13 protein-coding genes and 1 pseudogene are annotated in these 25502 nt (G+C 69.2%); 9 read left to right on the plus strand and 5 right to left on the minus strand.

What is annotated here, in order from left to right:
• The first annotated feature begins 25 nt into the window (after positions 1-25).
• From ACIBNE_RS39625 to ACIBNE_RS39635, 3 genes are all read left to right on the plus strand, one after another.
• Positions 26-1003, plus strand: coding sequence for a hypothetical protein (locus ACIBNE_RS39625; RefSeq protein WP_399280691.1), 978 nt, complete (start codon positions 26-28; stop codon positions 1001-1003).
• A gap of 360 nt (positions 1004-1363) precedes the next feature.
• Positions 1364-2272 carry a hypothetical protein gene (locus tag ACIBNE_RS39630; protein ID WP_399280693.1) on the plus strand — a complete coding sequence of 303 codons (909 nt, stop codon included), beginning with the start codon at positions 1364-1366 and terminating at the stop codon, positions 2270-2272.
• Between the two features lie 30 nt (positions 2273-2302).
• Entirely contained in the window at positions 2303-2620 is a 318-nt protein-coding gene (locus ACIBNE_RS39635) for a DUF6506 family protein (RefSeq protein WP_399280695.1), read from the plus strand.
• A 226-nt stretch (positions 2621-2846) separates the two neighbouring features.
• Here ACIBNE_RS39635 and ACIBNE_RS39640 read toward each other — a convergent pair whose 3' ends face one another.
• Together ACIBNE_RS39640 and ACIBNE_RS39645 are read right to left on the minus strand one after the other, a co-directional pair.
• The gene (locus tag ACIBNE_RS39640; protein ID WP_399280697.1) at positions 2847-3161 is read right to left on the minus strand and encodes a hypothetical protein; all 315 of its coding nucleotides are present in this window, start codon (positions 3159-3161) and stop codon (positions 2847-2849) included.
• Between the two features lie 133 nt (positions 3162-3294).
• Positions 3295-4257, minus strand: coding sequence for an FG-GAP repeat domain-containing protein (locus ACIBNE_RS39645; protein WP_399280699.1), 963 nt, complete (start codon positions 4255-4257; stop codon positions 3295-3297).
• A gap of 210 nt (positions 4258-4467) precedes the next feature.
• Here ACIBNE_RS39645 and ACIBNE_RS39650 point away from each other — a divergent pair, with 210 nt between their 5' ends.
• Positions 4468-4956 carry a hypothetical protein gene (locus ACIBNE_RS39650; protein ID WP_399280701.1) on the plus strand — a complete coding sequence of 163 codons (489 nt, stop codon included), beginning with the start codon at positions 4468-4470 and terminating at the stop codon, positions 4954-4956.
• A gap of 222 nt (positions 4957-5178) precedes the next feature.
• Here the strand turns inward: ACIBNE_RS39650 and ACIBNE_RS39655 are convergent, their stop codons facing one another.
• Both ACIBNE_RS39655 and ACIBNE_RS39660 read right to left on the minus strand, forming a co-directional pair.
• The gene (locus tag ACIBNE_RS39655; protein ID WP_399280703.1) at positions 5179-6945 is read right to left on the minus strand and encodes an LPXTG cell wall anchor domain-containing protein; all 1767 of its coding nucleotides are present in this window, start codon (positions 6943-6945) and stop codon (positions 5179-5181) included.
• 227 nt (positions 6946-7172) lie between these two features.
• Positions 7173-9902, minus strand: coding sequence for a tetratricopeptide repeat protein (locus ACIBNE_RS39660; RefSeq protein ID WP_399280705.1), 2730 nt, complete (start codon positions 9900-9902; stop codon positions 7173-7175).
• A 161-nt stretch (positions 9903-10063) separates the two neighbouring features.
• Between ACIBNE_RS39660 and ACIBNE_RS39665 the strand changes: the two genes are divergently transcribed.
• The 5 genes from ACIBNE_RS39665 (at position 10064) to ACIBNE_RS39685 (ending at position 23792) form a co-directional block, all read left to right on the plus strand.
• Positions 10064-10270 (plus strand): hypothetical protein, encoded by a 207-nt coding sequence (locus ACIBNE_RS39665; protein WP_399280707.1) that lies wholly within the window; start codon positions 10064-10066, stop codon positions 10268-10270.
• 714 nt (positions 10271-10984) lie between these two features.
• Complete coding sequence (locus ACIBNE_RS39670) at positions 10985-12481, plus strand: FG-GAP repeat protein (RefSeq protein ID WP_399280715.1); 1497 nt, start codon at positions 10985-10987, stop codon at positions 12479-12481.
• Between the two features lie 26 nt (positions 12482-12507).
• The gene (locus ACIBNE_RS39675; RefSeq protein WP_399280709.1) at positions 12508-16095 is read left to right on the plus strand and encodes a LamG domain-containing protein; all 3588 of its coding nucleotides are present in this window, start codon (positions 12508-12510) and stop codon (positions 16093-16095) included.
• Between the two features lie 109 nt (positions 16096-16204).
• Positions 16205-23146 (plus strand): polymorphic toxin-type HINT domain-containing protein, encoded by a 6942-nt coding sequence (locus ACIBNE_RS39680; RefSeq protein ID WP_399280711.1) that lies wholly within the window; start codon positions 16205-16207, stop codon positions 23144-23146.
• A 199-nt stretch (positions 23147-23345) separates the two neighbouring features.
• Positions 23346-23792, plus strand: a complete 447-nt coding sequence (locus tag ACIBNE_RS39685) for a hypothetical protein (protein WP_399280713.1) — start codon at positions 23346-23348, stop codon at positions 23790-23792.
• Between the two features lie 198 nt (positions 23793-23990).
• Here ACIBNE_RS39685 and ACIBNE_RS39690 read toward each other — a convergent pair.
• Positions 23991-24749: pseudogene (locus tag ACIBNE_RS39690) on the minus strand (transposase family protein).
• Between the last annotated feature and the right edge of the window lie 753 nt (positions 24750-25502).

Below are 25502 nucleotides of genomic sequence, written 5' to 3' on the forward strand. Positions count from 1 at the left end.
TCGAATCTTGAACAGGGGGGATGGAGTGGAAGACGGCGGCACCCTTCACTTAGGGGAAAATCTTGATATGCCGGTGCTTGTCCAGCTCATTCCCGGAATGTCTGTTCTATCGCTGATGGGGGACCTGCTCGGGGTCCCGCAAGGGGTTCCGGTGGGCCGCCGAGCACTGCTGCGGAAGTCCTGTTCCGAGCGCCTGTGGAACGCCATGGGACCCCTCGGCTCCACGGGATCCCTGCGGATCCCGCAAGTCCTCTCGCCGGACGGGATCGGCGCGAACGCGATGCGGGGCGAGACCGAGAGGATTTCCGACATGACGTCGGATTCCCTGTCGGCCGACCTGGAGCGGACGTTCGGCGGCGAATTGCCGTCCGCCTGGCGGAAAGTCGCCGATGATCCCTCCGGCTTCTTGGCCGCGTATTCCGGCCTGATCCGTACGGTGTGGGGCTCGGTCGCCCCTCTGTGGAATCAAGCCGAACCCCTGCTGGAACGAGAAATCCAACGCGTGGGGGTGGCCTCGGTCACGGGAACCATGGACGCGCTTCTCGCCAACCTCAGCCCCCGCATCTCCTTTGCCGACGGAAATCTGAGGTTGCCGGACAACGCACCTCGCGTCGAAAGCGTCGCCATACGGAAACTGACGCTCATGCCGCTGGTCTCCGGTACCCGTGCCTGCGTCTACCGCGTCGACGACGGACACGCCCGCATCGGCTACCCGGTGACCGGACTCGCACCGCTCCTGGCGGGAGGCGGGAGCCGGCGGGAAGGGCCGACGGACACCCTCGCGATGATGCTGGGCGAACTGCGTGCCGTGATCCTGCGCAAGGGCAACCAGCCCGTTTCCATGGGGAAGCTGGCCGACCTGCTGCAATGCACCGCGGGCACGGTGACCTACCACTGCCGACAGCTCGAACGGGCGGGCCTGCTCTGCCGCGAACGCAAGGGACGCGAGGTCCGGATCCTGCGCACGCTCAAGGGAGAGGCACTGATGGACGCACTGTCGTGACCGAGCGCGCCGAGCTGCCGGAAGCCGAGGCGTCAGAAGCCGCGCCGTCGGAAGCCGAGGCGTCAGAAGCCGCGCCGCCGGGAATGCCCGTGCCGACCACGGCCCGAGCCGCAGACGCTCCTCCCCGCAGGGCCGCCCGTGTTCCTCGCGTCGCTTCGTCGCTTGGAAGTCCTTGAAAGTGACTGGAGCCGGGGGAGCCGGCTGACGGAGTCTGGGAGGCCGTGCGGCGGGCGCATCGGAAGCGCCGATGCGTACGTCACCGTCTTCAACGGGGGAGTTCACGTGCCACAAGCGCATGCGGATCGACGACCGGTCGCCGTAGCCGGAGCGGGCCGCAGCGCTCTTCCCGGGAGGCCGCACGTGAACCCCCTCGACGCGGCGCTGCTGGCCGCCGCGCAGGAGGAGGTCCTCGACGAGGTCCTCTTCGGCATTCCGTACAACAGCGCGTCGCCGCTCCACGAGCGCTTCGGCACCCGGGCGGCCCCGCCGTGCTTCGGAACGTCCGGCGCCCGGCAGGCCTTCGCCGCCGGACGCATGGTGGCCGGGCGGACCGGCGTCGCCGCCGAGTACCCGGTCGACGGACGGCACGTCGCGGCCGTGTACCGCGGGCCGGACGGCGTCGTCGTCCTCGACCCCTACCTCCTGCACAGCGAACCGCTGCGTCTGGACCGCTCGGCCGCGGTCGCCGGTGCGGTGCGCGTGAGCGTCGACGCCTACCCGTACCGCGTACGGGCGGACGGCACCCCGGCCCCCAGCCGGGTCCTGGCGACCTGGACGCTCGACGACGACGCCGTCCGCCTCGACTACCTGCGCTTCAGCCCGCGACGCGGGCACGACGTGGTGTTCCGGTCGTTCACCGTGCGCCCGGAGCCGCGACCGGCGACCGTGCCACCGCCCGCCGACCGGGTCCGTCCGTTCCTGATCCACCCCGAGCGGCACAGCGTGTCCGTACGCGTGCTCCACCCGGCCAGCCGTCAGATGGCCGCGCTGGTCCTGCCGCTGGCCACGCGGCCCGCGGGCGTCGCCGCCGACCGGGCTCTGCTGATCACCAGGGACAACCAGGGCACGGTCGCCACCCACGGACAGGCCCGCTTCCAGCGCGACGCGGAGGTGGTGGCAGACGCGGTCCGCGCACAGCGGGACGACGTGATCGCGTTCCTCCTCGAAGCGGCGGCCATCCACCGCGCTGCCATCCACCGTGCGGCCATCCACCGCGCGGCCGCCCCCGCCGGACCGGACCTCGCGCCCTACCCGCTGGAGGACGAATGACCCCCGGCTGTCCCAGCGGATCAAGGAGCGATGAGCATGGCCCTAGACGCGTTCGGATTCCTCTTCACCGGACGCGGGCTCGACCCCGACCGGGACCGGTCCGTGATCGAACGCGACGGGTTCCGTGCCGTCCTGGTCGGCATGGCGGACCCCTCCCGGGCGCCCGAGGTGGCGGCGGCCCTGGTGGACGAGGGCATCCAACTCATCGAACTGTACGGCGGCTTCGGCCCCGTGTGGACGGCCAAGGTCATCGAGGCCACCGACTCCCGCGTGCCGGTCTGCTCCGTCGCGTACAACCCCGAGTCGATCGACGGCATGGCAGCGCTCTTCCCTTCCCAGACGGGCTGACCCCACCCGGTCCGTCTCCTCAGGCAGGCTGACCCCACCCAGCCCGCCTCCCGCCGGGGGCGTCCCCCTCCAGGCTTCCGGGGGAAGCCCCCGGCGGGCTCCGGAACGCCCGGCAGCCCTGAAAGCATCCGCCGGGGACGGCAGCGGGGCGTCCGCAGGACGGCAGCGGTACGGCAGCGGTGCGGCAGCGGGGCCCGGCCCGCCGCGGCTGCCCGCACACGGCACGTCAGATGTTGTCGGCCCAGCCGAAGGTGGCGTTGTACGCGCGCTGAAGCGCGTGCCGACCGCGGTCCTCGTCGATGTGCGCCCAGGTGAGGGCGATGGCGAACCAGAGCAGGAAGATCCCGCCGACGACGGCCAAGGCGGTCGGCTTCCCGGCCCAGCCGAGCACGACCAGGACGACGGTCACGATCGCCGCGCCGACATGGGCCGCGCGCAGGTCGAGCCGCGCGGCTCCGCGGGCCGCTCTGCGTTCGGCCCATGTCGGCGCGGCGAAGCGCTCCTCGCGGACCGACTGCGGTTCGTTCTCATCGAAGTACATCGCATCCCCCGGCGCCGACACTACACGGGACAGGGCCATGTCAGAACTGCCCTGGAAGGAGGCTCGCGCGTTCCGGTGGCCCGGCCAGGGGGAGGGCACCCCGCCCGTGGCCGGACCCCCGGAGGAGGAGCCGTTACAGCAGGTTGAACGCGTTGAACCCGGCGCCGATCTTCACGGGCTTGAGGAGCGGGGCGCTCGCCCTGCCCGTGCCGGAGTAGCGGTAGAGGTCACCGGCCTTCGTACGGGCCAGGATGTCGGTCTTGCCGTCACCGGTCAGGTCGCCGATGCTCAGGATGCGGTTGTGGGCGTTCCAGCCCGCGCCGACCTTCTTGCGGGGCCTGAACGGGGCCCGGTAGTTGCCGGTGCCCTCGTGCAGCCACAGGTTGCCCTGCTTGTCGCGGGTCACGACGTCGGTCTTGCCGTCGCCGGTGAGGTCGCCCTGGCCGGCGATCTCGGTGTACTGGCCCCAGCCCGTGCCGACGCGCACGCGCGGGGTGACGTCGCCCACCAGGTTGCCGCAGTACACCCACAGCACACCGGCCTTGTCGACGGCCAGGAAGTCGCCGCCCGCGCCGCCGCCGAGGTCACCGGGGGACATGACCTTGGTGTAGTTCTGCCAGCCGGTGGCGACGGTGTAGGCGTAGCCGCTCGACGCGTAGATCAGCTGGCCGTTCTTGTGGAGGTTCCAGGTGCCGTCGCGCAAGCCGTCGTGGTCCCAGTCGTTGTGGGCGACCGCGGTCGCCCAGTCGTAGGGGGACTTGACGAGCTTCGCCGGGGTCTTGAGACCGCCGCGGGCGTTGGCGAAGTACTGGTAGAGGTACTTGTTCTTCTTGTGGGCCGCGTACAGCACCGGGTTGGTGATCGTCTGGCCGGGCGCGGCAGCGGCGACGCGCGGGGCGGCCTGTGCGCCCTTGAACGCCTGCGCGGGCCGCTGGACGTCGCCCGCGGTGCGGGCCGCCTCGGCGGCGCTGCGCTGCGCGCCGGTGCCCGGCTGGTCGGCGGCGACGGCCGTGCCCGCGGTGGTGGCGAGCGCGGCGGCGATCGCGGTGGTGACGAGGGAGCGCTGGAGCACGCGCCCGCGCTTGAAGTAGGTCATGGGTCCCCCCTGCGGTGATGACATGGTGCATACGTAGATTTGTCTGGACCAATCCACGAGTCATCGGCATGGTGCCACAGGGCCGCGCACACCCTTCCACCAGGGCAGATGAATGCTCCGGATCTACTTCGTCATACGCCCTTGAATCAGGTGAAAGTGAAATCCAGGAAGTCGCCCGGCCTCGCCCCAGTCGTCCCAGCCGTGTCAGTCGTGACAGTCGTGTGTCTCGCACTGGCGGGCTGCTCGTCCGTCACTCAGGACGAACTGGACTACCAGACCGACTACAGCCAGCACGAACCCCTGCGCGTGGTCGGATACCCCAGCCACAACACCCTCCGCGTGGTCCAGCAGGTCGTGTGGCGCCTCGCCGACGGTGACGTCGGCGGGCTGGCGGACCTGGCGGTGGAGGACGGCTCGCCCAGGAAGACCGCGCGCAACTGGGTCGACGCCTTCGGCGAGGGCGCCAAGGGCGAGGTCACCGCCGACTTCTACGACGAGGGCTCGGTGCGCCAGGTCGCCGTGCTCTACTTCAAGAAGACCGGCCAGATGAAGGACATCCAGGTCCGCATCGGCGCCGACAACAACACGTGGGGCGTCACCATGGCCGAACCGGACCAGGCGGTGGCCAAGGCCAGACCGACCTGGGCCCCCGCCGAACCCGGCGCCACCGGTTCGAGAACCGTGCGACCGCGACCGTAGACAGAAGAGTCCGACCGGGGCCGGGGGCGGGTGTCCTGCCCCGGTTCGAAACGCCATTGCCACGGCCACCGCCACTGCCGAGGCCGAACCGGACGCGGCACAGCGGTACAGCGATGTGTGGCGTATGGCGTATGGGGTGTGGCGGCAGACGGAAGGGGCCGGGCGGCTGTTGGGCCGCCCGGCCCCTTCGTCGCTTTCTCCGCGGCTCCGCGTATGCCCGTCTTACGAGCTCCTGCGGCGCTTGCGCAGGGCGAGGGTGCCGCCCGCGGAGATCAGTACGGCGGCTGACGTGCCGAGTGCGGCGAGCATCCCGCTGGACGTACCGGTGTCCGCGAGGCCGTGCTCGTGCCCGTGCCCGTTGCCGTGGCCGCTGTGCTCCCCGTGCTCGTCACCCGAGGTAGCCGGTGCCGGATCACTGTGGTGGCCGGGCGCGTCGGGCGCGGCCGGTTCGTCCGCCGAGGCTTCGGGCTCGTCCGCGCTGCTGGGCGTGCCGGGCTCGTCCCCTGCCGCCTGTGCGTCAGGTGCCCCCGGCTCGTCGGGAGAACCCGGCTCGTCGGGGCTGCCGGGCTCGTCGGGGGAGGCCGGGGCGTCGCAGTCGGGGAGGCCGGGCTCGTCCGGTGCGCCGGGATCGTCACAGCCGGGCATGCCGGGCTCGTCCGCTGCTGCCGGAGCGTCAGGCGTCGCCGACGTGTCGGGGGTCGTCGACGTGTCGGGCGTCCCGGGCTCGTCGGGGCTGCCGGGCTCGTCGGGTGCAACGGGCTCGCTCGATGCTGCTGGCGCGTCAGGCGTCGCCGGTGCGTCGGGTGTAGCCGGTGCGTCGGGTGTAGCTGGCGCGTCGGGTGCCGTCGACGCGTCGGGTGCCGTCGGCGTCTCGGGTGCCGTCGGCTCGTCGGGGGAGGCCGGGGCCTCGCAGTCGGGGAGACCAGGCTCGTCCGGTGCGCCGGGATCGTCACAGCCGGGCGTCCCGGGCTCGTCGGGTGCAACGGGCTCGTCCGTTGCTGCTGGCGCGTCAGGCGTCGCCGGTGCGTCAGGCGTTCCCGGCTCGTCGGGAGTGCTTGGCGCGTCGGGTGTAGCTGGCGCGTCGGGTGTCGCCGACGCGTCGGGTGTCGTCGGTGCGTCAGGCGTTGCCGGTGCGTCAGGCGTACTGGGCTCGTCGGGCGTGCTGGGCTGCTCCGTGGCTGCCGGTTCGTCCGTCGTTCCGGTTTCGTCGGGTGCGGCGGGCTCGTCGAGCGGGGTCGGGATGCTGCAGTCGGGGTTGCCGGGTACGCAGGGCTCGTTGGGGAAGTTGGGCTGGTTGGGCTGGTTGGGATCGACCTGTGGCTCGGTGGTGCCCGGCTCGTCGGGCGTGCCGGGCTCGTCCGCCGTGGCCCCCGGCTCGTCGGGGCTGCCGGGCTCGTCGGGAGAGGCAAGAGTGTTGCAGTCGGGGAGGCCGGGATCGTCCGGTCCGCCGGGCTCGTCGCAGGCAGACGTACCGGGCTCGTCCGTCGCCGCACCGGGCTCTTCCGCTGCCCCCGGCTCGTCCGCCGTTGCCCCGGGCTCGTCGGGATTGCCAGGGCCCTCTGGAGTGCTGGGGCCGTACGGCGTGTCCTGCGGCTTCAGGGCAACGGGCTGCACGTCCGGGGGCTTCGGAATCCCGGGGATTCCCACGGGCTGTGCCTCGGGGAACGCCGTGATCTGCGTGAGGATCTGCGTGACGATCTGCGTGAATGCCATGATCTGCGACGGCCGCAGGTTGCTGGTGTCCAGGCCGTACGGGTTGTCCAGCGGCAGGGCCGGATAGGTGTCCGGGGCCTGGGCGATTCCCTGGTCTCCTGAGATCTGCGCAATTCCCGGAATCTTCGGAGCCTCTGGTGTGCCGTGGTCCGGGCCGCCGTAGGGCGGCTCGTCCGGCTGCGGACTGGCATAAACGGGCGAGGCGAGCAGAACGAGCGAACTCGCGAGCGCCACAACTGTTGTCGCCCCGTACAGAGGCGAAGGAAGGACACGCATAGTGAGATTTTTTGATCATGTGGAGAGTTCGTGCGCTGCGAGTACCGCCCATTGAGGGCCTACCGTCCCGGAATCCACACGGATGGAGGCCCGCCGCCTCGGACCGACTGCCGCTACGTAACGTGAGCACGCTGCTGTCGACAAGGCGCGCGCCCCGTTGCGCGCGGGGATCTCGCCCGCCTCGATGACCCCCACGCCCCCACGCCCCCACGCCCCCCGCACGCCGGTCACGGCAGGGACTGGCCCTGTTCCCGCCATTGCCGCAAGCACTTCCCCCGGGCCACCGTGTCGGGGTGCTGGTCGCCCAGGACCTGCCGGGAGCCCTCGACCGCCGTCTCCAGCAGCCCCACCGCCTCCTCCCGCCGCCCCGCGGTCCAGTAGCTGGTGGCGAGGTTGGCGCGGGTGGTGAGGGTGTGGGGATGTTGGTCGCCGAGGACGCGTACGCGGTCGGCCAGGACCTGCTCCGCCAGGGCGATGGCCTCGTCGACGCGCCCGGCGGTCCGGTAACTGGTGGCGAGGTTGGCGCGGGAGGTCAGGGTGTCGGGGTGCCCGGGTCCGAAGACGTGTTCGCTGTCGGCCAGGACGTGTTCTTCCAGCGCGATGGCCTCGTCGACGCGTCCGGCGTGCCGGTAGCTGATGGCGAGGTTGGCGCGGGAGGCCAGGGTGCGGGGGTGCCGGTCGCCGAGGACGCGTACGCGATCGGCCAGGACGTGTTCTTCGAGGACGATGGCCTCGTCGACGCGTCCGGCGTGCTGGTAGCTGGTGGCGAGGTTGGCGCGGGTGGTGAGGGTGTGGGGATGTTGGTCGCCGAGGACGCGTACGCGGTCGGCCAGGACGTGTTCTTCGAGGGCGATGGCCTCGTCGGTGCGCCCGACGCTCCAGTAGCTGGCAGCGAGATTGGCACGAGCCGCCAGAGCGTAGGGGTGGTCGGCCTCCAGCAGTCTTTCCGCGGCGGCGGCCTGGTGCTCCCAGTAGGTGGCGGCCGCCGAGGGAAGCCCGTTGTGCCAGTGGCTCTCTCCCGCGCGGTAGAGAAGGCGATAGCTGTCCGACCGCCAGAGGTGGTCGCCTGCCAGGGGCCACAGGTGATCGGTGTTCGCGCGCAGGACCGCGGCTCGGGCCATGTCGTGGTGGTCCTCTTCGGGCCACAGCTCCAGCAGCGCGTCGGCAACAGCCCGCACGACCGTGCCCTCGTGCTCCTCGGGAAGGGCTTCGCGTGCGGCGCGCGCGGTCAGCGCATGGACCCGTACGGCACGCTGCGGATCATCCCGCCGGGTCGCGACCAGCCCGTACCGGTACAGCAGCCGCATCGCCCTGCGCGCGGTCGCCGCATCCACCGGCGGGCCCCCACCACCGACGGAATCGGCCTCCTCCTCCGCAGCCCGCCGCCCGGCGGCCCCCGGCTCCAGCAGGACCGCATCACCCGCACCCCGGCCGTCAACCGCTCCGTCACCCCGGCCGACAACCGGGCCGGGACCGCTGGAGGCAGCGCCGACGGACCGGGCGCGAGCGAGGTAGCCGGTCACCGCGTCGGTCCGCCAGAAGTCCTCGGGATGCCCGGCCGGGTCGAGGAACGCCGCCAGATCCAGAGCCGGTGCGGCGAGCCCGACCGGCTCGGCACGCTGCGCCGCCCCCAGCGACAGCAGCAGCGCCGCAGCGATCTCGCGGTCGTACGCCTCCCCGCTCCCGTCGGCGGGCAGGACCTGACCGAGCCGCTGCTCCTGGTCGCGGAAGTGCGCGACGTACGCACCACAGGGCTGGTCCTCGTTGATCATCCACGCGGCCGCGTACCCGAGGGCGAGCGGCAGGTGTCCCAGTACGGCCCCGACCTCGTCCACCGACTCGTCCAGGAGGTGCTCGGCGTCCGCGTCGGCGAGCCGTTCGCGCAGGAACGCCGCGGACTCGGCGGCCGCGAAGGTGCTGACGTCCAGGACGCGGCGTCCGCCGCCGCCGATGTCGGCGCCCTTCAGCCGGGTGGTGATCACCGCCCGGTGCCGCACCCCGCCACCGCGTGCGTCCGACGCCCGCCCCTCACGGTTCACGTCACGGTCGCCGCGGGCGCCGGTGGGCGGCCACCAGCCGCGCAGGGCGGCGGGTTCGGTGACGTCGTCGAGGACCATCAGCCAGGACCGGCCGGTGGTGGCGGCCCAGTTGAGGAACGCCCGTGCGTCGGCCTCCACGTCCTTGCCTGCCGCGCCGGGCGCCCGGACGAGGAGCGCGGCCTCCGCGTACGTGCCCAGGAGCTGTTCGAGCCTGGTGGCATCGGCCCACAGGACGACGTCGACGGCGTCGGTGCCGTCGCGCCCGGCGCGGTGGGCGAGGGCGGCGGCCAGCTGGGTCTTGCCGACTCCGCCGCCGCCCGACAGGACCTGGCTCAGCACGACCGTGCCCGCGGCGCCCTGGGCCCGGTCGATCTGCTCCCGCAGGACGGTCCGGGGCTGGAAGGCGGTGGCCAGGTCCGGTACGGCGCCGATCCGCAGCGGCCAGGACACGTCCGCGCGGGCCGGTGGGGGAGGGGCCTGGCTGATGAGGGTGCCGATCGATCCGGCCTGGACGACGGTGCCGTACACCGTCCCCGACACACTGTTGGTGACCTGGCCGGGCGCCCCTCCCGGTCCCGAACCGCCCGGCTCGCCGCCGCCGAGGGGCCCCGCACCCCCGGGCTCCGTACCTCCGCCACGGGACGGGCCGTCGCCGGCCCCACCGCCCTCACCGTCCTCACCAGCGGCACTGGCGGCGGCGCGGAGTTCCTCCAGCAGTTCTTCCAAGGGCAGGCGCAGGGCTCGGGCGAGGGCGGCGACGGTGGCCGCACTGGGCGGAGGATCCCCCTCGCGCAGAGCCTGGTAGACGACCGTGCGCGAACGCCCGGCCCGGCGGGCGAGCTGGGTCACGCTCAGCCCGGAGGCGGCGAGGGCGTCCTTGAGCCGGACCCGCAGCGCCGACAGTTCCCCAGCACCCATGCTCCCCTGACCCTTCGTGAGCTTCCCCCGCCGGGCTACGGCATCCCCCGGCCGGGCGGTGGTGTCCGGAGATGTCCATCATCGTCCGTCCGGACCCCGCCGGACAGGGTTTCGCGGACCTTGGACCACGTCATCACCGCCCGAGTGAAGGGAAGTCGACCGTGTCCGGTCTCTCCATCGCGATGCTGCTGGCCGTCATCGGCCTGGTCCTGACGGCCGCTGTGCTGGCGGCCGCGGCCGCGGGCAAGCTGGCCCGTCTGGACGGCGCCACCTACCCCACGGCCCTCACCCGAGCCGCCGCCGCCTTCACCGCGGTCCTGGCCCTGTCCGCAGTCCTCACCAGCACAATCACCCAACTCTTCCAGTGACTCCCCGCCCGCCCCCGCCCCCGCCCCCGCCCTGCCCGCCTACTCCCAGGCGGATCAGCTCCCAGGCCGCCAGCAGACCGACGGGCTCATTGGGATGCTGTCCGGCCAGGACGAACGGCTTTGGGGCCGGAGCCGATGGCGACGAGTCCAGGGGCTCATCCGCTCTCCAACGCCTCGCAGTAGGGCGATGCGGACGCCTGGGCCGACACGTTCGAGGAGGACGGGATCTTTCACGACCCGGGCATCGACTTGCGCGCCCGGTGCGAGGCGTGCGTGTTCAGCCGGTCCCACCCCAGGACTGCCGCAGCGCGCCGGGCCCGGCCACCGACAGCCGCCCCGAGCGTCGTTCGCCGACCCTCACCAAGGGATGTCCGGTTCCTGGAAGATTTCACTGTGCGAACGTGCGAGAAGCCCCGGATGGGGCAGCGTGCGCGAATGCGCCATTCTGTGAATTTTATCGGCCAGTGCTGATTTATTTTCAGCCGAGCGGGTCACGGTAAGTATTTAGCTCCTGATGCGTATATATCGGATACATGGTGGGGGCAGGAAGTTGCAGGTGCAGCTTCCTGGTGTTCTCCGCGACGGGTGCGGTGGCTGATCTGTAGTAGCTTCCCGAGGCGGTCTTCACTGGGCCGCCATATTTGTGAAGGCTCGGGGGCGACTGTGGTGTGGGGGCGGAACTTCCGTATAGGGGAGTGGATTGCCTGGTTGGCGGTGACGGGCATTGCCGTCGCGCTGATCGGGTTGAGCACGGGGTGGGCCCACGGCGCGGCGCAGGCCGCTTGCGCGGGGGCGGAATCGGATTTCAACGGAGACGGGGCGCGGGACACCGTGATTTCCGATCCGGATGCCGTGGTGAGCGGGCACGCCGAGGCCGGAAGCGTCACGGTGGTGTACGGGAACGATGCCGGTACCGCGCAGATCCACCAGGATGTTTCCTGGGTCGCGGACACAGCTGAGGCCGATGACAGATTCGGCTATTCGACCGCGGTGACGGACGTCGACAGCGACGGCTGCAGCGACTTGCTGGTCGGAGTTCCCTACGAGGATGTCGGAGCCGTACGCGACGCGGGCCTGGTGCAGCTGTTCTACGGCTCTCCCACGGGGTTCGGGGCCAAGGCGGGTGTGGAGTTCGCCCAAGGCCAAAAACTCGGTGGCGTCGCCCAGGCCGGCGACCTTTCCGGCTACGCGCTGGCGGCCGGTAAATCGACGACGGGAATTCCGTTCCTGGTGATCGGTGCCCCGGGCGAGGACGTCGCCGGCATCGATGCGGGCATGTTCTTCTACGTTCACGGGGCAGGCTTTGCCACCGTTCCGGTCACGGAGGACAGCCCGGGTGTCTGGGCCGTTTCCGATCCCCACGACAGACTCGGTGCCTCCATCGCGGCGACGTCAGGCTATATCGCTGTCGGTGCCCCGGGTGAGGCGGTAGGGCGGCTGGCGTTCTCCGGGGGCGTACTGGTCTTCCGGCCCTCGATCAACACGAACGGGATCCCGGACCCGGTGTTCGGCTTCGGGCAGAACACCGCTGCCGATTCCGGGGACGCCGGTGCCGAGGCGTACGACCGGTTCGGCACGTCCGTAGCGCTGACGGACACGCGCGCGGCCACCGAGAACGGCCCGCGGGGCGCCGTCTTGGCCGTGGGCGTCCCGGGAGAGGACATCGGCACCGTGACCGACGCCGGGGCCGTCGGGCTCTTCCGCATCAACCCGGACAAGACGTTGACACACATCCACGACGTGGTGCACCAGAATCTTCCGGACGTGGACGGCGAGGCGACCGCCGGTGATTTCTTCGGCCAGCAAGTGGCCCTGGTGAATACCGCGCCGGCCGTGGTGGCCACGGGCGAGACGGTCAAACTCGCGGTGGGAGTACCGGGCAAGGAGACCTCCCCGGAAGCCGAGCAGTTGGACAAGGGAGGAGTGCAGGTCTTCCCGGTCCAATCGGTGTTGGGCACCGCCGACGCGTGGCTCGACCCCGGCTACGGCATTCCCGGGGTGCCCGAGCACCAGATGTTCGCGGGGACCAGCCTGGGTGCGACGCCGCAGGAACTGCTGGTCGGCGTCGTCAACCCCTCGGGCGCGGTGCCCGGTGCGGTCTACGCGTTCAACTGGTCGGTGGCCAGCGGTGGCGCGCCCACCCGGAGCCTGATTCCCGGTGAAGGCGGAATTCCCGCGGGCGGGGTGTCCTTCGGCGCGGTGGTCCGGTGAACCGGCGACACGACGGGAATTCGGTGATGGGACAGACAGCCGTGGGCCGTGGACGCACCCGCCACACGGGGACGGTACTGGGCGTACTGACAGTGCTGCTGGCAACCGGCCTCGGTACGGCCCCGGGAACGTGGGCCGAGACCGCGGCGGTGCAGCCGCAGACAGCGGCGGCGCAGCCGCGGACAGCGGTGGCCGACGCGGGCGACCCGGGGGAGGCCGCGACCGAGCAGAGCGCACAAGCCGCGGCCAGAGCCACGGGCAAGCCGGTCGAAGTGGCGGGGCTGCGCCAGGAACGCCGTGATGTGTTCGCCAACCCCAACGGCACCTTCACCGCGCGGGAGTACACCCAGCCGGTGCGGGTCAGGAAGGGGACCGCATGGCAGGCCGTGGACGACACCCTCGTACGTCGTGACGACGGGCGCTGGGCTCCCAGGGCCGCCACTGTCGGGGTGGAGTTCTCCGACGGCGGCAGCGGCCCCTTCGCCCGGATGAGCAAGGCGGGCCGCGAATACGCCCTGACATGGCCGGGCGGCCCGCTTCCGAAGCCGAAGGTCAGCGGCAACACGGCTCTGTACGAGGAAGTCGGCCCCGGTGTGGACCTGGCCGTGCGCGCCGAGGCGGAGGGCTTCGGCCACTACGTGATCGTCAAGAGCGCCGAAGCCGCGGCCAACCCGGAACTGAGCCGGATCGAACTCGACCTGACGGCCAAGGGGCTGACGGTCCAGGAGACCGGGAGCGGCGGTATACGCGCCGTGGACGCCGCGGTCGGCGGGACGGTCTTCGAAGCGGCACGAGCGGTGATGTGGGACTCGGACACCGGCTGGCCCACGGGATCCACGAAGGCGGGCCGCGCGACGGCACCGCGGGAAGCGCTCGACGCGGCACGGGCCGGCCGCAAGGCCCCGGTGGACACGGCCGTATCCAAGAACCGCATCACGCTCACACCGGACGTCCGGCTGCTCCGGGGCAAGGACACGGTCTATCCCGTCGTCATCGACCCCATCCCCAAGACCGTGTCCCGCACCTCGTGGACCTCGGTGATGTCGGGCATGCCCACGGAACAGGACTGGGCCTACACGGGGAGCGCCGGGGCAGGAAAGTGCCCGCTGGACTACAACCCTGTGACCTGCGCGGGAGTCGGGGTGCGGCGTCTGCTCTTCACGTTCCCCACGTCCCCCTACAGCGGCAAGCAGATCCTGGGCGCGCAGTTCTCGGCGCGGGTCGAGCACGTGTACTGGGCCGACGCCAAGGCCGAGCCCGTGGACCTCTACCGGATCGGCGGCAAGGACTACAAGGTCACCTCGGCGAGCAACTGGTCGAACACGCAGGACGACTGGAGCGACCACCTCACGACGGTGGACACCAAGATCCAGCCGACCAGCTGCAGCAGCGCCGCCAACCTCCACTTCAGCAACGGGGAACTGCTCACGGAGATGCAGACGGCCGCCTCGGGCGGATGGAAGACGATGTCGCTGGGCCTGCGGGCCAAGGACGAGTCGACCTACGGCGGATGGAAGCGGGTCTGCGGCAACGCCTACCTCCAGATCCAGTACAACACCCCGCCCAGCCAGGTCGACAGCCGACTGATGACCTCCAACCCGGGCGGCAAGTGCGTCTCGGGGACGACGCGCCCCTACGCGGACGTACTGCCGAGGCTAAGGGCGGAGGCACGCGACCCGGACCATGGGGGCACGCAGACCGACCAGGTGAAGATGCAGTTCCGCGTCACCTTCAAAGACACGACCGGAGTGACGCGTTCCTACACCGGGGACACGGGCTACAAGGCTCCGAATGCCGGCACGCCCTTCACGTTCCAGGTGACGCAGAGACCGGCGGGAACCCCCCAGATTCCACAGAACTCACCGATCCAGTGGGATGCCAGGGCGTTCGACGGCGACGCCTGGGGCCCTTGGAGCTCCGACGGCACGGCGCTGCCCTGCGAGTTCGTCTGGGACAGCACACGCCCCAAACCGCCGGTCGTCTCGTCGTCGGAGTATCCGGCGGACGAGCAGTGGCACCACGGCGTGGGCACGCTGGGCAGGTTCTCCTTCACCGCCGCGGACAAGGACGTGAAGGAGTACCGCTACACCTTCGACGACGAGGCCACCAAGAAGATCACCACTACCGCCGGAGCCCGGGTCACCGTGGACTGGACGCCGACCGCCGCGGGACGTCACTGGGTGACGGTCGAGGCGTACGACGGGGCGAACAACTCCAACCTGGTCCCCGCGCACTACGAGTTCCTGGTCACCGACGGCAGACAAGCCGCCGGTCAATGGAACCTCGCCGATCAGGTCGGTGCGACGGAGGCCCATGACGAGACGGGACGCCATCCGGCCGTGGTGGGCACGGGAGTCACCTTCCAGGTGCCGGGTCCCGGCGGCGGCGTCGACAGCGCCGCCCGCTTCGACGGCACGGCAGGCGCCTACCTGGACTCCTGGGGCACCATCGCCGACACCGGCAACAGCTTCGCCGTCAGCGCATGGGTGAAGCCGGCCTCCCTGGACCGGGACATGGCCGTGGTGAGTCAGGACAGCACGGGCGAGCCCGGCTTCGTCCTGGGGTACGACGCCGTGGACAAGGCGTGGGTGTTCTCCACGCCCGACCAGGACGTCGAGGCCATGAGCGACTGGCGTGCGGTCGCGACAGGCACGGTCACGGCCAATCAGTGGGTACTGCTGACAGGCGTCTTCGACGCCCACGCCGCCACCGGTCCTGAGCTGCGGATCTACGTGAACGACAAGCTGGGGGGCACGGCGAAGCGGCACACCGTCTGGTCGTCGCTCCGCAGCCTGCAACTCGGCCGGACCCTGACCAAGAGCGGCTACCGCGACCACTTCCAGGGCGATCTGGCCGAGGTGCGGGTGTTCGACCGGGTCCTTCCGGCCGCGCAGGTCGCCGAGCTGATGACCGTCAAGCCGCAGCGCAAGGCGTACTGGCCGCTGGAAAAAGCCGTGAACGGGGCGTCCGCCAACACACAGAAGGACGGCCTGCCGCTCACCCTCCACGGAGACGCCGCGCTCTACACCCCGGCGACTCCGTTCGACGACGCGGCACTGGCCGACACCGGGCACCTGGCTCTGGACGGCACGGACGCCTGGGCGGACACCAGCGCCCCTGTCGTGAGCGGTGCCGAGAGCTACACCGTGGCCGCCAGGGTCCGCCTGACCACGCTCAGCGCGGACAAGTCCCAGACCGTGCTCTCCCTCCCGGGCCAGCACGCCGACCGTGTCACCGTCCGGTACCAGGCCACCACGGGGCAATGGGAGCTCGCCGTCACGGACACGGACGGCACAGCGCCCAAGGTGACCACGATCAGCCATGAAGAGGTACTGCCCACCACCGACGTGGGCGGCCAGCACCTGGCCGTGTCCTACGACGCCTTCACCCACGAAGTACGCCTGTACGTCGACGGCCGACTCACCCGGACCGCCACGGGCATGGACCACACCACCTGGCCCTCGACCCGAGGCCTGCAGGTCGGCCGCTCCGCCCAGGGAGGCGGCAGCGAGTACTTCGCGGGCGCGATCGACGAAGTACGCGCCTATGCCGGAGCCGTCGACCCGATCGCGGTCACCCGCATGAACGTGGCCACCGGGGATCCCGACATGTGATGCCACGACCGTGTGGCCGGGCGCCCAGGAAATCCCGCCCGGCCACACCGGACCGCTCAGCACCAACCGTTCGAAGAACCAGCCGAACCTGCCCCTGCGGAGTTGTGTGATGTCCCTGCGTGGCCGCCCGCTCGCCTCGCGTTTGCCCCGGCACATGGTGGGCACCCTCGTCATCGGCCTGGCGCTCGCCCTCTCGGCGAGCACCGCCCAAGCCCTGCCCGATGCCGTCGGCGGCGGAAGTCTGCCGCGGGTGGCCGACAACCCCGACCCGATCAAGGGCACGGAGCTGAAGTCGAAGCCGCGCCCTGTCGACAAGGCGCGCACGACCATGGCCAACAGGCTTGGACCTGCCGCATGGCCGCGGGCGGGCAGCGTGGACCTCACCCTCGCCGCCGCCGCGTCCGCCCTGACGGGCAAGGGCGGTTCCACGGCTGCCGAGGGGCGCATCGGGGACCTGCCGATCGCCGTCTCGCCGACCGCGGCGGAGCGGCGGACCGCGGCGGCGGCACCCCCGGGCAGGGTGAAGGTCGCCTCGCTGGGGGCCGGCCCCGCGCGGCGCTGGGGCAGTGCCGCTCTTCTGACCGTCGAGCGGACGGACCGGGCCCGCCAGGCCGCCCCCGTCAAGCTCTCACTCGACTACTCGGCCTTCAAGGAAGCCGCGGGCGGCGGCTACGGTTCCCGGCTCGCGCTGATCGAGCTGCCCGCGTGCGCCGCCTCGCGGGCACCCGGCGGCAAGACCTGCGATGCCGCGGCCAAGCGAATCCCGTTCCAGAACGATCCCCGCACGCACACCCTGACCGCCGAGGTGTCCGCCGCGGCCGCGGGCAGCGCCCCCGCGGTGTACGCCGTGGCCGCGGGGGACGCCTCCTCCAAGGGCGACTACAAGGCCACCACCCTCGCCCCGTCGGCCAGCTGGTCCGTCGCCAATTCCTCGGGCGGCTTCTCCTGGGACTATCCGATCCGGATGATCCCCACCCCGGGCGGATTCACCCCGACCGTCGGCCTCAGCTACTCCTCCCAGTCCGCAGACGGCCGCACCGCGGCCACGAACAACCAGGGCTCATGGCTCGGCGAGGGCTTCAGCTACGAACCCGGTTACATCGAACGCGCCTACAAACCCTGCTCCGAAGACGGGCACACCACCTCCGCGGAACAATGCTGGGCCTTCGACAACGCCACGATCATGCTCAACGGCATGTCCGGCGAGCTCGTCCAGGACGACACCACCAAGAAGTGGCACCTCTCCTCCGACAGCGGTGCGAAGATCGAGAAGCTCCCCGGCGCCGACAACAACGACAACGACGGCGAGCACTGGAAGCTGACCACCACGGACGGCACCGAGTACCACTTCGGCAGCGACAAGCTCCCCGGCTGGACCGAGGGCAAGGAGCGGACCTCCTCCACCTGGACGGCCCCCGTCTTCGGCGACGACCCGGGTGAGCCCTGCTACAACGCCACCTTCGCCAACGCCCACTGCAAGCAGGCGTGGCGCTGGAACCTCGACTACGTCAAGGACACCCACGGCAACGTGATGTCCTACTTCTACGGAGCCGAGACCAACCACTACGCGCTGAACGGCAAGACCGACGTCAACGGCACCGCCTACCACCGAGGCGGCTACCTCAAGCGCATCGACTACGGCCAGCGCGACAACGCCGTCTACACCACCAAGGCTCCCGCCCAGGTCGTCTTCGACACCCTCGAACGCTGCATCCCCGACACGGGCTTCGACTGCGACGAGGCGAAGCTCACCCCCGCCAACGCCGCACGCTGGCCCGACACCCCGGTCGACAGGCTCTGCAAGCCGGGCACCAAGTGCTCCCCGGCCCAGTCCAGCCAGACCTTCTGGACCACCAAGCGCCTGGTCGGCATCACCACCCGCATGAGCACCGGCCCCGCCGCCACCGCGTGGGCCGACGTCGACGCCTGGAAGTTCGAACACTTCTTCACGGACAACGGCGACGACACCAAGACCCTGTGGCTGTCCAAGATCGACCATGAAGGAAGGGTCGGCGGAAGCGCGAAACTCCCCACGTTGGAGCTGAACGGGGAACACCGACGGAACCGCGTGGACAGCGACACCGACAACGTCGACGCGATCAACCGCATCCGCCTGGTCTCGGTCCTGAGCGAGACCGGCGCCCAGCTGGACGTCACCTACGCCCCCGCCGACTGTTCCGCCACCGCGCTGCCGAAGCCCGGCGAGTCCACCAAGCGCTGCTATCCCGTCGTCTGGGCCCCGCCCGGCACACTCGTACCGAGAACCGACTGGTTCCACAAGTACGTCGTCGAAAGGGTCACGCAGACCGACCGGACCGGTGGCGGAGACGACCTGGTCACCCAGTACGCCTACCAGGGCAACGCCGGCTGGCGCCACGCCGAACCCGACGGCATCACCGACGAGAAGCTCCTCACCTGGGGACAGTGGCAGGGCTACGGCAAGGTCTCGGTGACCGGCGGCAACGGCCAGACGATGACCACCCGCGTCGACTACACCTACCTCCAGGGCCTCGACGGCGACAAACTCCCCGGCACGGGCACCGGCACCCGAACGGAAAAGGGCACCGACTCCACCGGCGCCGAATTCACCGGCCACAAGGAATTCACCGGCTTCGAGATCGAGGCGAAGACCTACAACGGGACGAAGATCGTCTCCAAGACGATCTCCGAACCCTGGAAACACGTCACCGCCACACAGACCCGCACCTGGAAGGACGAGAGCGGCAAGCCGGTCACGAAGACCAGCAACGCGACCATCGTCAAGACGGAGACGTCGCGCGGCTACACCGACCTGCCCGACGGCAGCTGGCGCAGAAGCAAGTCCGTCTCGACCTTCGACACGGCCCAGCCCAACCCCACCGGCCGGCTCCTGCGCACCGACGAGCTGGGCGACCTCGCCGACGACAACGACAACACCTGCACCCGCCTGTGGTACGCGGACAACCCCGCCCGCAACATCTACGAGCTGCCCTCCCGGAGCGAGACCGTCGCCGCCGGCTGCGACGCTCCCGTGAACCGCAAGACCCAGGTCATAGCCGACGAACGCACCGCCTACGACAACAAGGCCGTCGGCGCCGCCCCGGAACGCGGCCTTGCCACCAGCACGGAGCGGCTCACCTCCCACGACGGCACCACCGGCACCTACCAGGTCACGGGCACCACGGCCTATGACGTCTTCGGCCGCCCCACCCTCCAGAAGGACGCCTCCAAGGGGCCCGGAACGAAGACCGAGTACACCGACGTCAACGGGCTGATCTCCAAGGTCAAAGCCACCAACGCGCTCAGCCACGTCACCACCACGGACTACCTCCCCGCCTGGGGGGTCTCCACCGGGCAGACCGACCCCAACGGCAAGCGCACGGACCTCGCCTACGACCCCCTGGGCCGACTGACCTCGGTCTGGTACGCCGACCGGGCCAAGTCCCAGAACCCGAGCATCAAGTACACCTACAACATCCGCAAGAACGCCGCCGTCTCCGTCAAGACCGAGAAGATCGAGAACGACGGCACCTACGGCGTCGAGTACCAGCTCTACGACAGCCTCCTGAGGCCCCGCCAGAAGCAGGCCGAGGGCCCCAACGGCAGCCGGATGGTCGGCGAGGTCTTCTACGACGGCGCCGGCAAGGTCAAGAAGTCCAACGCGACCTTCAACGCCACCGGAGCCCCGAGAGACACACTCGACACCTTCGCCAACGGCGAGGTCGGCGCCCAGACCCTCTCCGAATACGACGGCCTGGGACGCACCACCGCGGAGATCGCCCAGCTGGCGGGCGTCGAACAGTGGCGCACCACCTTCACCCACGAAGGCGACCGGCTCCACATCGACCCCCCGCAGGGCGGCGTACCGACCACCAGCATCACCAACATCCGCGGCAAGGTCACAGAACTGCGGCACTACCGCACCGCGGCGCCCCAACCGAGCGGCCCGGGAAGCCAGTACGACGCCACCAAGTACACCTACGACGCGGCCGACCGGCTCGCCTCGCTGACCGACCCCGAGGGCAACACCTGGAAGTACGACTACGACCAGCTCGGACGCCAGACCGCGAGCCACGACCCGGACACCGGCACCACCAGGACCACCTACGACGAACTCGACCGGCCGGCCTCGGTCACCGACGCCCGCGACAAGAAGGTCTCCACGGTCTACGACCCGCTCGGCCGCCCCGTCACCACCTGGTCGGGCGAACCGACCACCGGCACCAAGCTGACCGAGACCTACTACGACAAGGCGGGCTGGCTCGGCCACCCCTGGGCGTCACTGCGCTGGACCAGTGCCACCGAGTACTTCGCCAGCATCACCCAGGACATGGACGCGCTGTACCGGGTGGAGAAGACCGCCTACACCGTGCCCGCGTCCGAGGGGAAGCTCGCCGGCACCTACGTCTTCACCACCAGCTACAACGCCGACGGATCGGTCAAGGGACAGGGCATGCCCGCCGCCGGCGGCCTCACCGGCGAGGCCGTCGCCTTCGGCTACGACGAACTGCAACGCCCTCTCAGCATGACCGGCAAGACCAGCTACGTCACCGACACCCAGTACACCCCCACCAGCCAGCTCAAGGCCCTCCACCTGTCCACCGGGACCGGCAAGAAGATCCAGCAGACCTTCCGGTACGAGAAGGGCACCGACCGGCTGACCCACTCCACCGTGGACGTCGAAGGCGTCAACGGCCCGCTCAAGTCGGTCGGCTACTCCTACGACCAGCACGGCAACGTGCTCTCCGTCGCCGACACCGCCCGTCCCGAGGCCGTCGACGTCCAGTGCGTGGACCTCGACTACCAGTACCGGATGACCGGGGCATGGACCCCGGCCGCCACCCAGACCACCGGAGCGGGCGAAGGCACCGTCGGCGGAGTCTCCGGAGGCGCCCGCCCGGCAGCCTGCGCCAGTGCCGCGGGCAGCGCCCCGCTGGGAGGCCCCGCTCCGTACTGGAAGTCCTACACCTTCGACAAGGTCGGCAACCGCCTCACCGAAACCGCCCACGACACCGGACTCGACCCGCTCAAGGACGTCAAGCGGACCTACACCTACGCGGACGCCGACGGCGACGGAACCCCCGGCGAACCGGGCGACGGCGGGCCCCACGCGGTCACCAAGGTCGAAACCAGCACCCCCACCGGCGACGGACTGCGCACCTACGCCTACGACGCGGCGGGCAACACCACCAAGCGAGCCGTCGGCGGTGACGCCCAGAGCATCGAGTGGGACATCACGGGCAAGCCCGTCAAGCTCACCGAAGCCAACGGCACCACCACGACCAACGTCTACGACGCCGGCGGCAGCCGCGTCCTGCGCCGCGACGCCAACGCCACCACGCTCTACCTGCCCGGCATGGAACTACGCCTCCCGACGGGCAGCACGACTCCCGAGGCGACCCGCTACTACGGCTTCGCGGGCCAGACCATCGCCGTCCGCACCAACGACAACAAGCTCACCTACCTCGCCTCCGACCACCACGGCACCGCAGAACTCGCCATCGACCCCGCCACCGGCACCCACACCCAACGCCGCATGGAGCCCTACGGCGCCCCGCGCGGCACCCAGCCCGACAAGGGCGCCTGGCCGGGCGAGAAGGGCTTCGTCGGCGGCACCATCGACGAGTCGACCGGGCTGACCCAGATCGGCGCCCGCCAGTTCGACCCGCTCCTCGGCAAATTCATCTCGCCAGACCCGGTCATCGACCACAACGACCCACAGCAGCTCAACGCCTACGCCTATTCACACAACCGCCCCTTCACCAGCAGCGACCCGACCGGGCTCAGGGACCCCGAAGAGGTCTCCTACTGCCAGTCGCACCCGAGCTCCTGCAACGGCGGAGGAGTCAAGAAGAACGAGACGTCCGCCCAGAAGAACCAGAACCACGCCCAGGACAACAGGAACCGGGCCGAGGCGAACCTCGTCCAGTCCAAGCAGCAGGTCAAGGACACCGCCAAGGCACTCATCAAGATCGTCAAGGATCTGATCGGCGTCGACGCGGCCCTCGACTGCTTCTCCAGCGGAGACCTCGGATCGTGCGGTGAGACCCTGCTCAACGTCGCCGGAAGCTTCGCGGGCGGCCTGGCAGGCAAGATCCTCGCCAAGTACGGGGCGCCCTGGAACTGGGCCAAGGGAGCAAGACTCGCCAAGCGCGTCGTCGGGCTCGTCGACGACCTGATCGGCGGCGTCAACGCGGTCCGGAAGAACTCCAAGGCCCTCAGCAAGGCCGAGGAAGCCCTCGCGACAGCACGCGCCAAGGCCAAGTCCATGGTCCGCAAGGGCGATTCGGCGGACGGCCCAGGATGCATGACGGGCCAGAAACACAGCTTCCTGCCCGGCACCAAGGTGCTCATGGCGGACGGCTCCACCAAACCGATCGAGAAGGTCGAGCTCCGCGACCGGATCATCGTCACCGACCCGGAAACAGGCCGAACGACGGTCCGGGAAGTAGCCGGAACCATCACCACCGAGGACGACAAGCACTTCGTCGACCTCAACCTCACCACCGGCAACGGCACAGCCGAGGAACTCACCTCCACCACGACCCACCCGTTCTGGTCGGTCTCGGAGGGCGCCTGGATCGAAGCCGGCGACCTCAAGCCGGGCATGACGCTGCGGACCGCGAAGGCGGACACCGTAACCGTCGCGGCCGTCCACCAGTACAACAAGCGCCAGCGCACCCACGACCTGACCATCAGCGAAATCCACACGTACTATGTGCTGGCGGGTGCCACGCCGGTACTGGTTCACAACTGCGATACAGGGGGATTGAGCCTCTCGGGTGCGCGGCAGGTCAGCGGTCGCTTTCCCAAGACTGCTAACCCTGGTGAAACGCTTTTCCGTCAGAAAGATGATGGGACGGTTACTGCGTATGCGCGTTATGATGAGGAGGGCGCAATTTATCAGCGCGCGGACCTTGATCCTGGCTCGGCACCGCATGCCGGAATACCGGCCCCACACATTCTCGATATGGCCAAGCATGTCAATCCAAAAACGGGCCAGGTTTTTCGCAATTGGGAGAAGCTGCCGCGGCCTCTGCGCCCCGAGGAAGAGCTATGCGGCTGCCGCTAAGCTGAGTCAAATATGGATGGCTGAAATGCAAGCCAGTCATAAATAATTGAATACTGGTAGAAGTGCACCACCTCAGGCGCCCGCAGTAAAATGGCGGGCGCCTGAGGTATCTGAATTTCTGGATCTCTATTGGTTGCCACCATCTCTCTCGGTGGCTCGAATGACTGACCCTCTATGCAAGTGACGCGAGGAGCTAACCTTGAATGACCCGATGGATTACCCTGGTATTAAGTCCTGGGTGGAGGAGTGGGGAGGGGGGGTTGATTACCTAGACTATGTGAAAGGTCATGGCGATCTGGGGATTATGGTGGCATTCTCTCGGATTTTCTGGCCGCGTTTTGTCGAAGTGGAGGGATGTGTGCTGTGGGATCGTGCTTACGAAGAGTCGAATTTTAAATCCTGGCGCGAGAGTCTCTCCGGTAACATTCGAAAAATCGAGGCGACGCTGAATCAGCTGCGAGTCTGGCAGATTGTCGATTCGGATGATGTTGAAGAGGACTGGCGGGCGCAGGAATTCTTTGCCGCGTGTGTTGCAAAAACGTGGAGTGCTGCGTTGTCTGCCGAATTTCCTCACCGGGGTTTCGATGTTCGGATTATTGGTTCTGAAGATGGCCCTATTGTTACCTTTTCATCCAGGGCAACGTAGTTCATGATTTTTTCAGAAAGGTCGAATGTGGCCAATTCTGAAACCGTCTGAGGTCGTGCCGCCCGCACATTCGTTGTTGGGTGAGTGATACTCATCCCGAGACCCTTGTGGTGAATTGTGTTAGCAAACTCGAACCCCCGCCGGATGCGTCTTGGCAGGGGGCGTGAGTGGGGTAACGACAGTGAGCGTTTTCCAACATCAGGTTGAGGCATGGTGGAGCACGACGACGACCTTCACGATGTCGGTGATGCGATTGGTGCTGCACCGGAGCTTCCGAAGGAGACGCCAGCCTTTCAAGACGGCCATGGCCTGTTCGCCAAGGCAGCGGGTCTTGGCGTGGGTGGTGTGTTGTGCCGGCGCTTCCACCGCTTGAGTCGGCGGCCCCGGAACGGAACCCGAATCGTCCCGCCGGCCCCTTGGTACGCCTTGTCGGCCCAGCACTTGAGCCCTGCGTCGGCGAGGGCCTCGACGATTCCATGCTGCCGGGCGGCGGTCAGGTCGTGGGTTGAGCCGGGCAGCGCCGGCGAGGCCCAGAGCAGCCGTCCGAACGGATCGGTGAGGACCTGGACGTTCATGCCATGACGTTTGTGCTTTCCTGAGTAGTACGGGGTGTCGGCGGCGACGCAGTCGATCGGCAGCAGGGTGCCGTCGAGAATGACGAATGCCTTGGTCCGGATGTGTGCTCCATCGCTTCGGCCAGGGGCGGCGCCGCGGCGCCAGTACCTCGACGGCCTCTCTTATGTAGCGGAAGGCGGTCGCGATCCCGATGCCGAACCCGGCGGCGAGCTGAGCGTAGGTGTCACCGCATCGCAGATGAGCCAGGGCCAGCAGAGCCTGGCGGCCCGTCGGCAGGCTCTGCCATCGCGTCCCGATCTCACGCTGCCGAGCGGCGAGTTGCCTGCTCAGGTATCGCAGGGTGTGGCTGGACAGATCGATAGAGGACGGGTAGACAAGCACGCGAAGCTCCTGGTGGACACGGGTGATCTTGGTCGAGAACCCGTCTACCAGGAGCTTCGCTGTTTCGCCGAGCCATCCAACTCGCGGCCAACACCCCGAGGTTGGAAAACGCTCCGTATGCCGTGACTGGCCGAGCCAGTCGGCCCACGAAGACCAGTACCGGTCATCACGGGTGACCGTCTCACCCACATCGAAGACAACCGTGTCGATCACACAGACAACCCTACGGCCCACGCTGAAGAGGACGCATCCAGTGGAAGAGTCCTTCGCTCGGGCGAGGTGTCGCCGGTCGGTGGAGCTGAGTAGTCGTCATGCTGGTTACCTGGGGTTGTGCGGGTTGTGCGGGTTGTGCGGGTTGGCTGGGTGGAGTGATGGTCGTGCTGGCTCGTTGTGTCTGCGTGGGTTGGTGGAGCACTGTGCAGTTTCACTGGTTCGCGACGAGCGGACTGGGTCTGCTGTCGAGAGGGTGGATGCTGTGATCCCAGAAGCTAGCTTCTACTTATTTTGAAGCGTAGGTTGGGGTGGATCGTCACTTTGCGGAATTGGGGGCGCTGCTCATCATTTCTGATAAACCATCAGATTTGTTTGATGGTTTATCAGAAAGCCACCGACTCCAGACCAGGAGACTGGCCCCCTTCACCCCTAGCTAGCTGCTTTTTAGGCCGGATCGCGGAGCGATCCGAGCCGGGGACGGCGGAGCCGGCCCTCTGGGCCGCGGAGCGGACCGGTATGCAGGACGGAGTCCTGCGGCAG

It is taken from the genome of Streptomyces sp. NPDC050504 (assembly GCF_044458065.1).
Lineage (GTDB): Bacteria > Actinomycetota > Actinomycetes > Streptomycetales > Streptomycetaceae > Streptomyces.

Excerpts from the sequence above, each read along its gene's own strand:
- ACIBNE_RS39635 (WP_399280695.1), top strand. The coding sequence starts at position 2,303 with ATGAGCATGGCCCTAGACGCGTTCGGATTCCTCTTCACCGGACGCGGG.
- ACIBNE_RS39640 (WP_399280697.1), bottom strand. The coding sequence starts at position 3,161 with ATGTACTTCGATGAGAACGAACCGCAGTCGGTCCGCGAGGAGCGCTTC.
- ACIBNE_RS39645 (WP_399280699.1), bottom strand. The coding sequence starts at position 4,257 with ATGACCTACTTCAAGCGCGGGCGCGTGCTCCAGCGCTCCCTCGTCACC.
- ACIBNE_RS39655 (WP_399280703.1), bottom strand. The coding sequence starts at position 6,945 with ATGCGTGTCCTTCCTTCGCCTCTGTACGGGGCGACAACAGTTGTGGCG.
- ACIBNE_RS39660 (WP_399280705.1), bottom strand. The coding sequence starts at position 9,902 with ATGGGTGCTGGGGAACTGTCGGCGCTGCGGGTCCGGCTCAAGGACGCC.
- ACIBNE_RS39675 (WP_399280709.1), top strand. The coding sequence starts at position 12,508 with ATGGGACAGACAGCCGTGGGCCGTGGACGCACCCGCCACACGGGGACG.
- ACIBNE_RS39680 (WP_399280711.1), top strand. The coding sequence starts at position 16,205 with ATGTCCCTGCGTGGCCGCCCGCTCGCCTCGCGTTTGCCCCGGCACATG.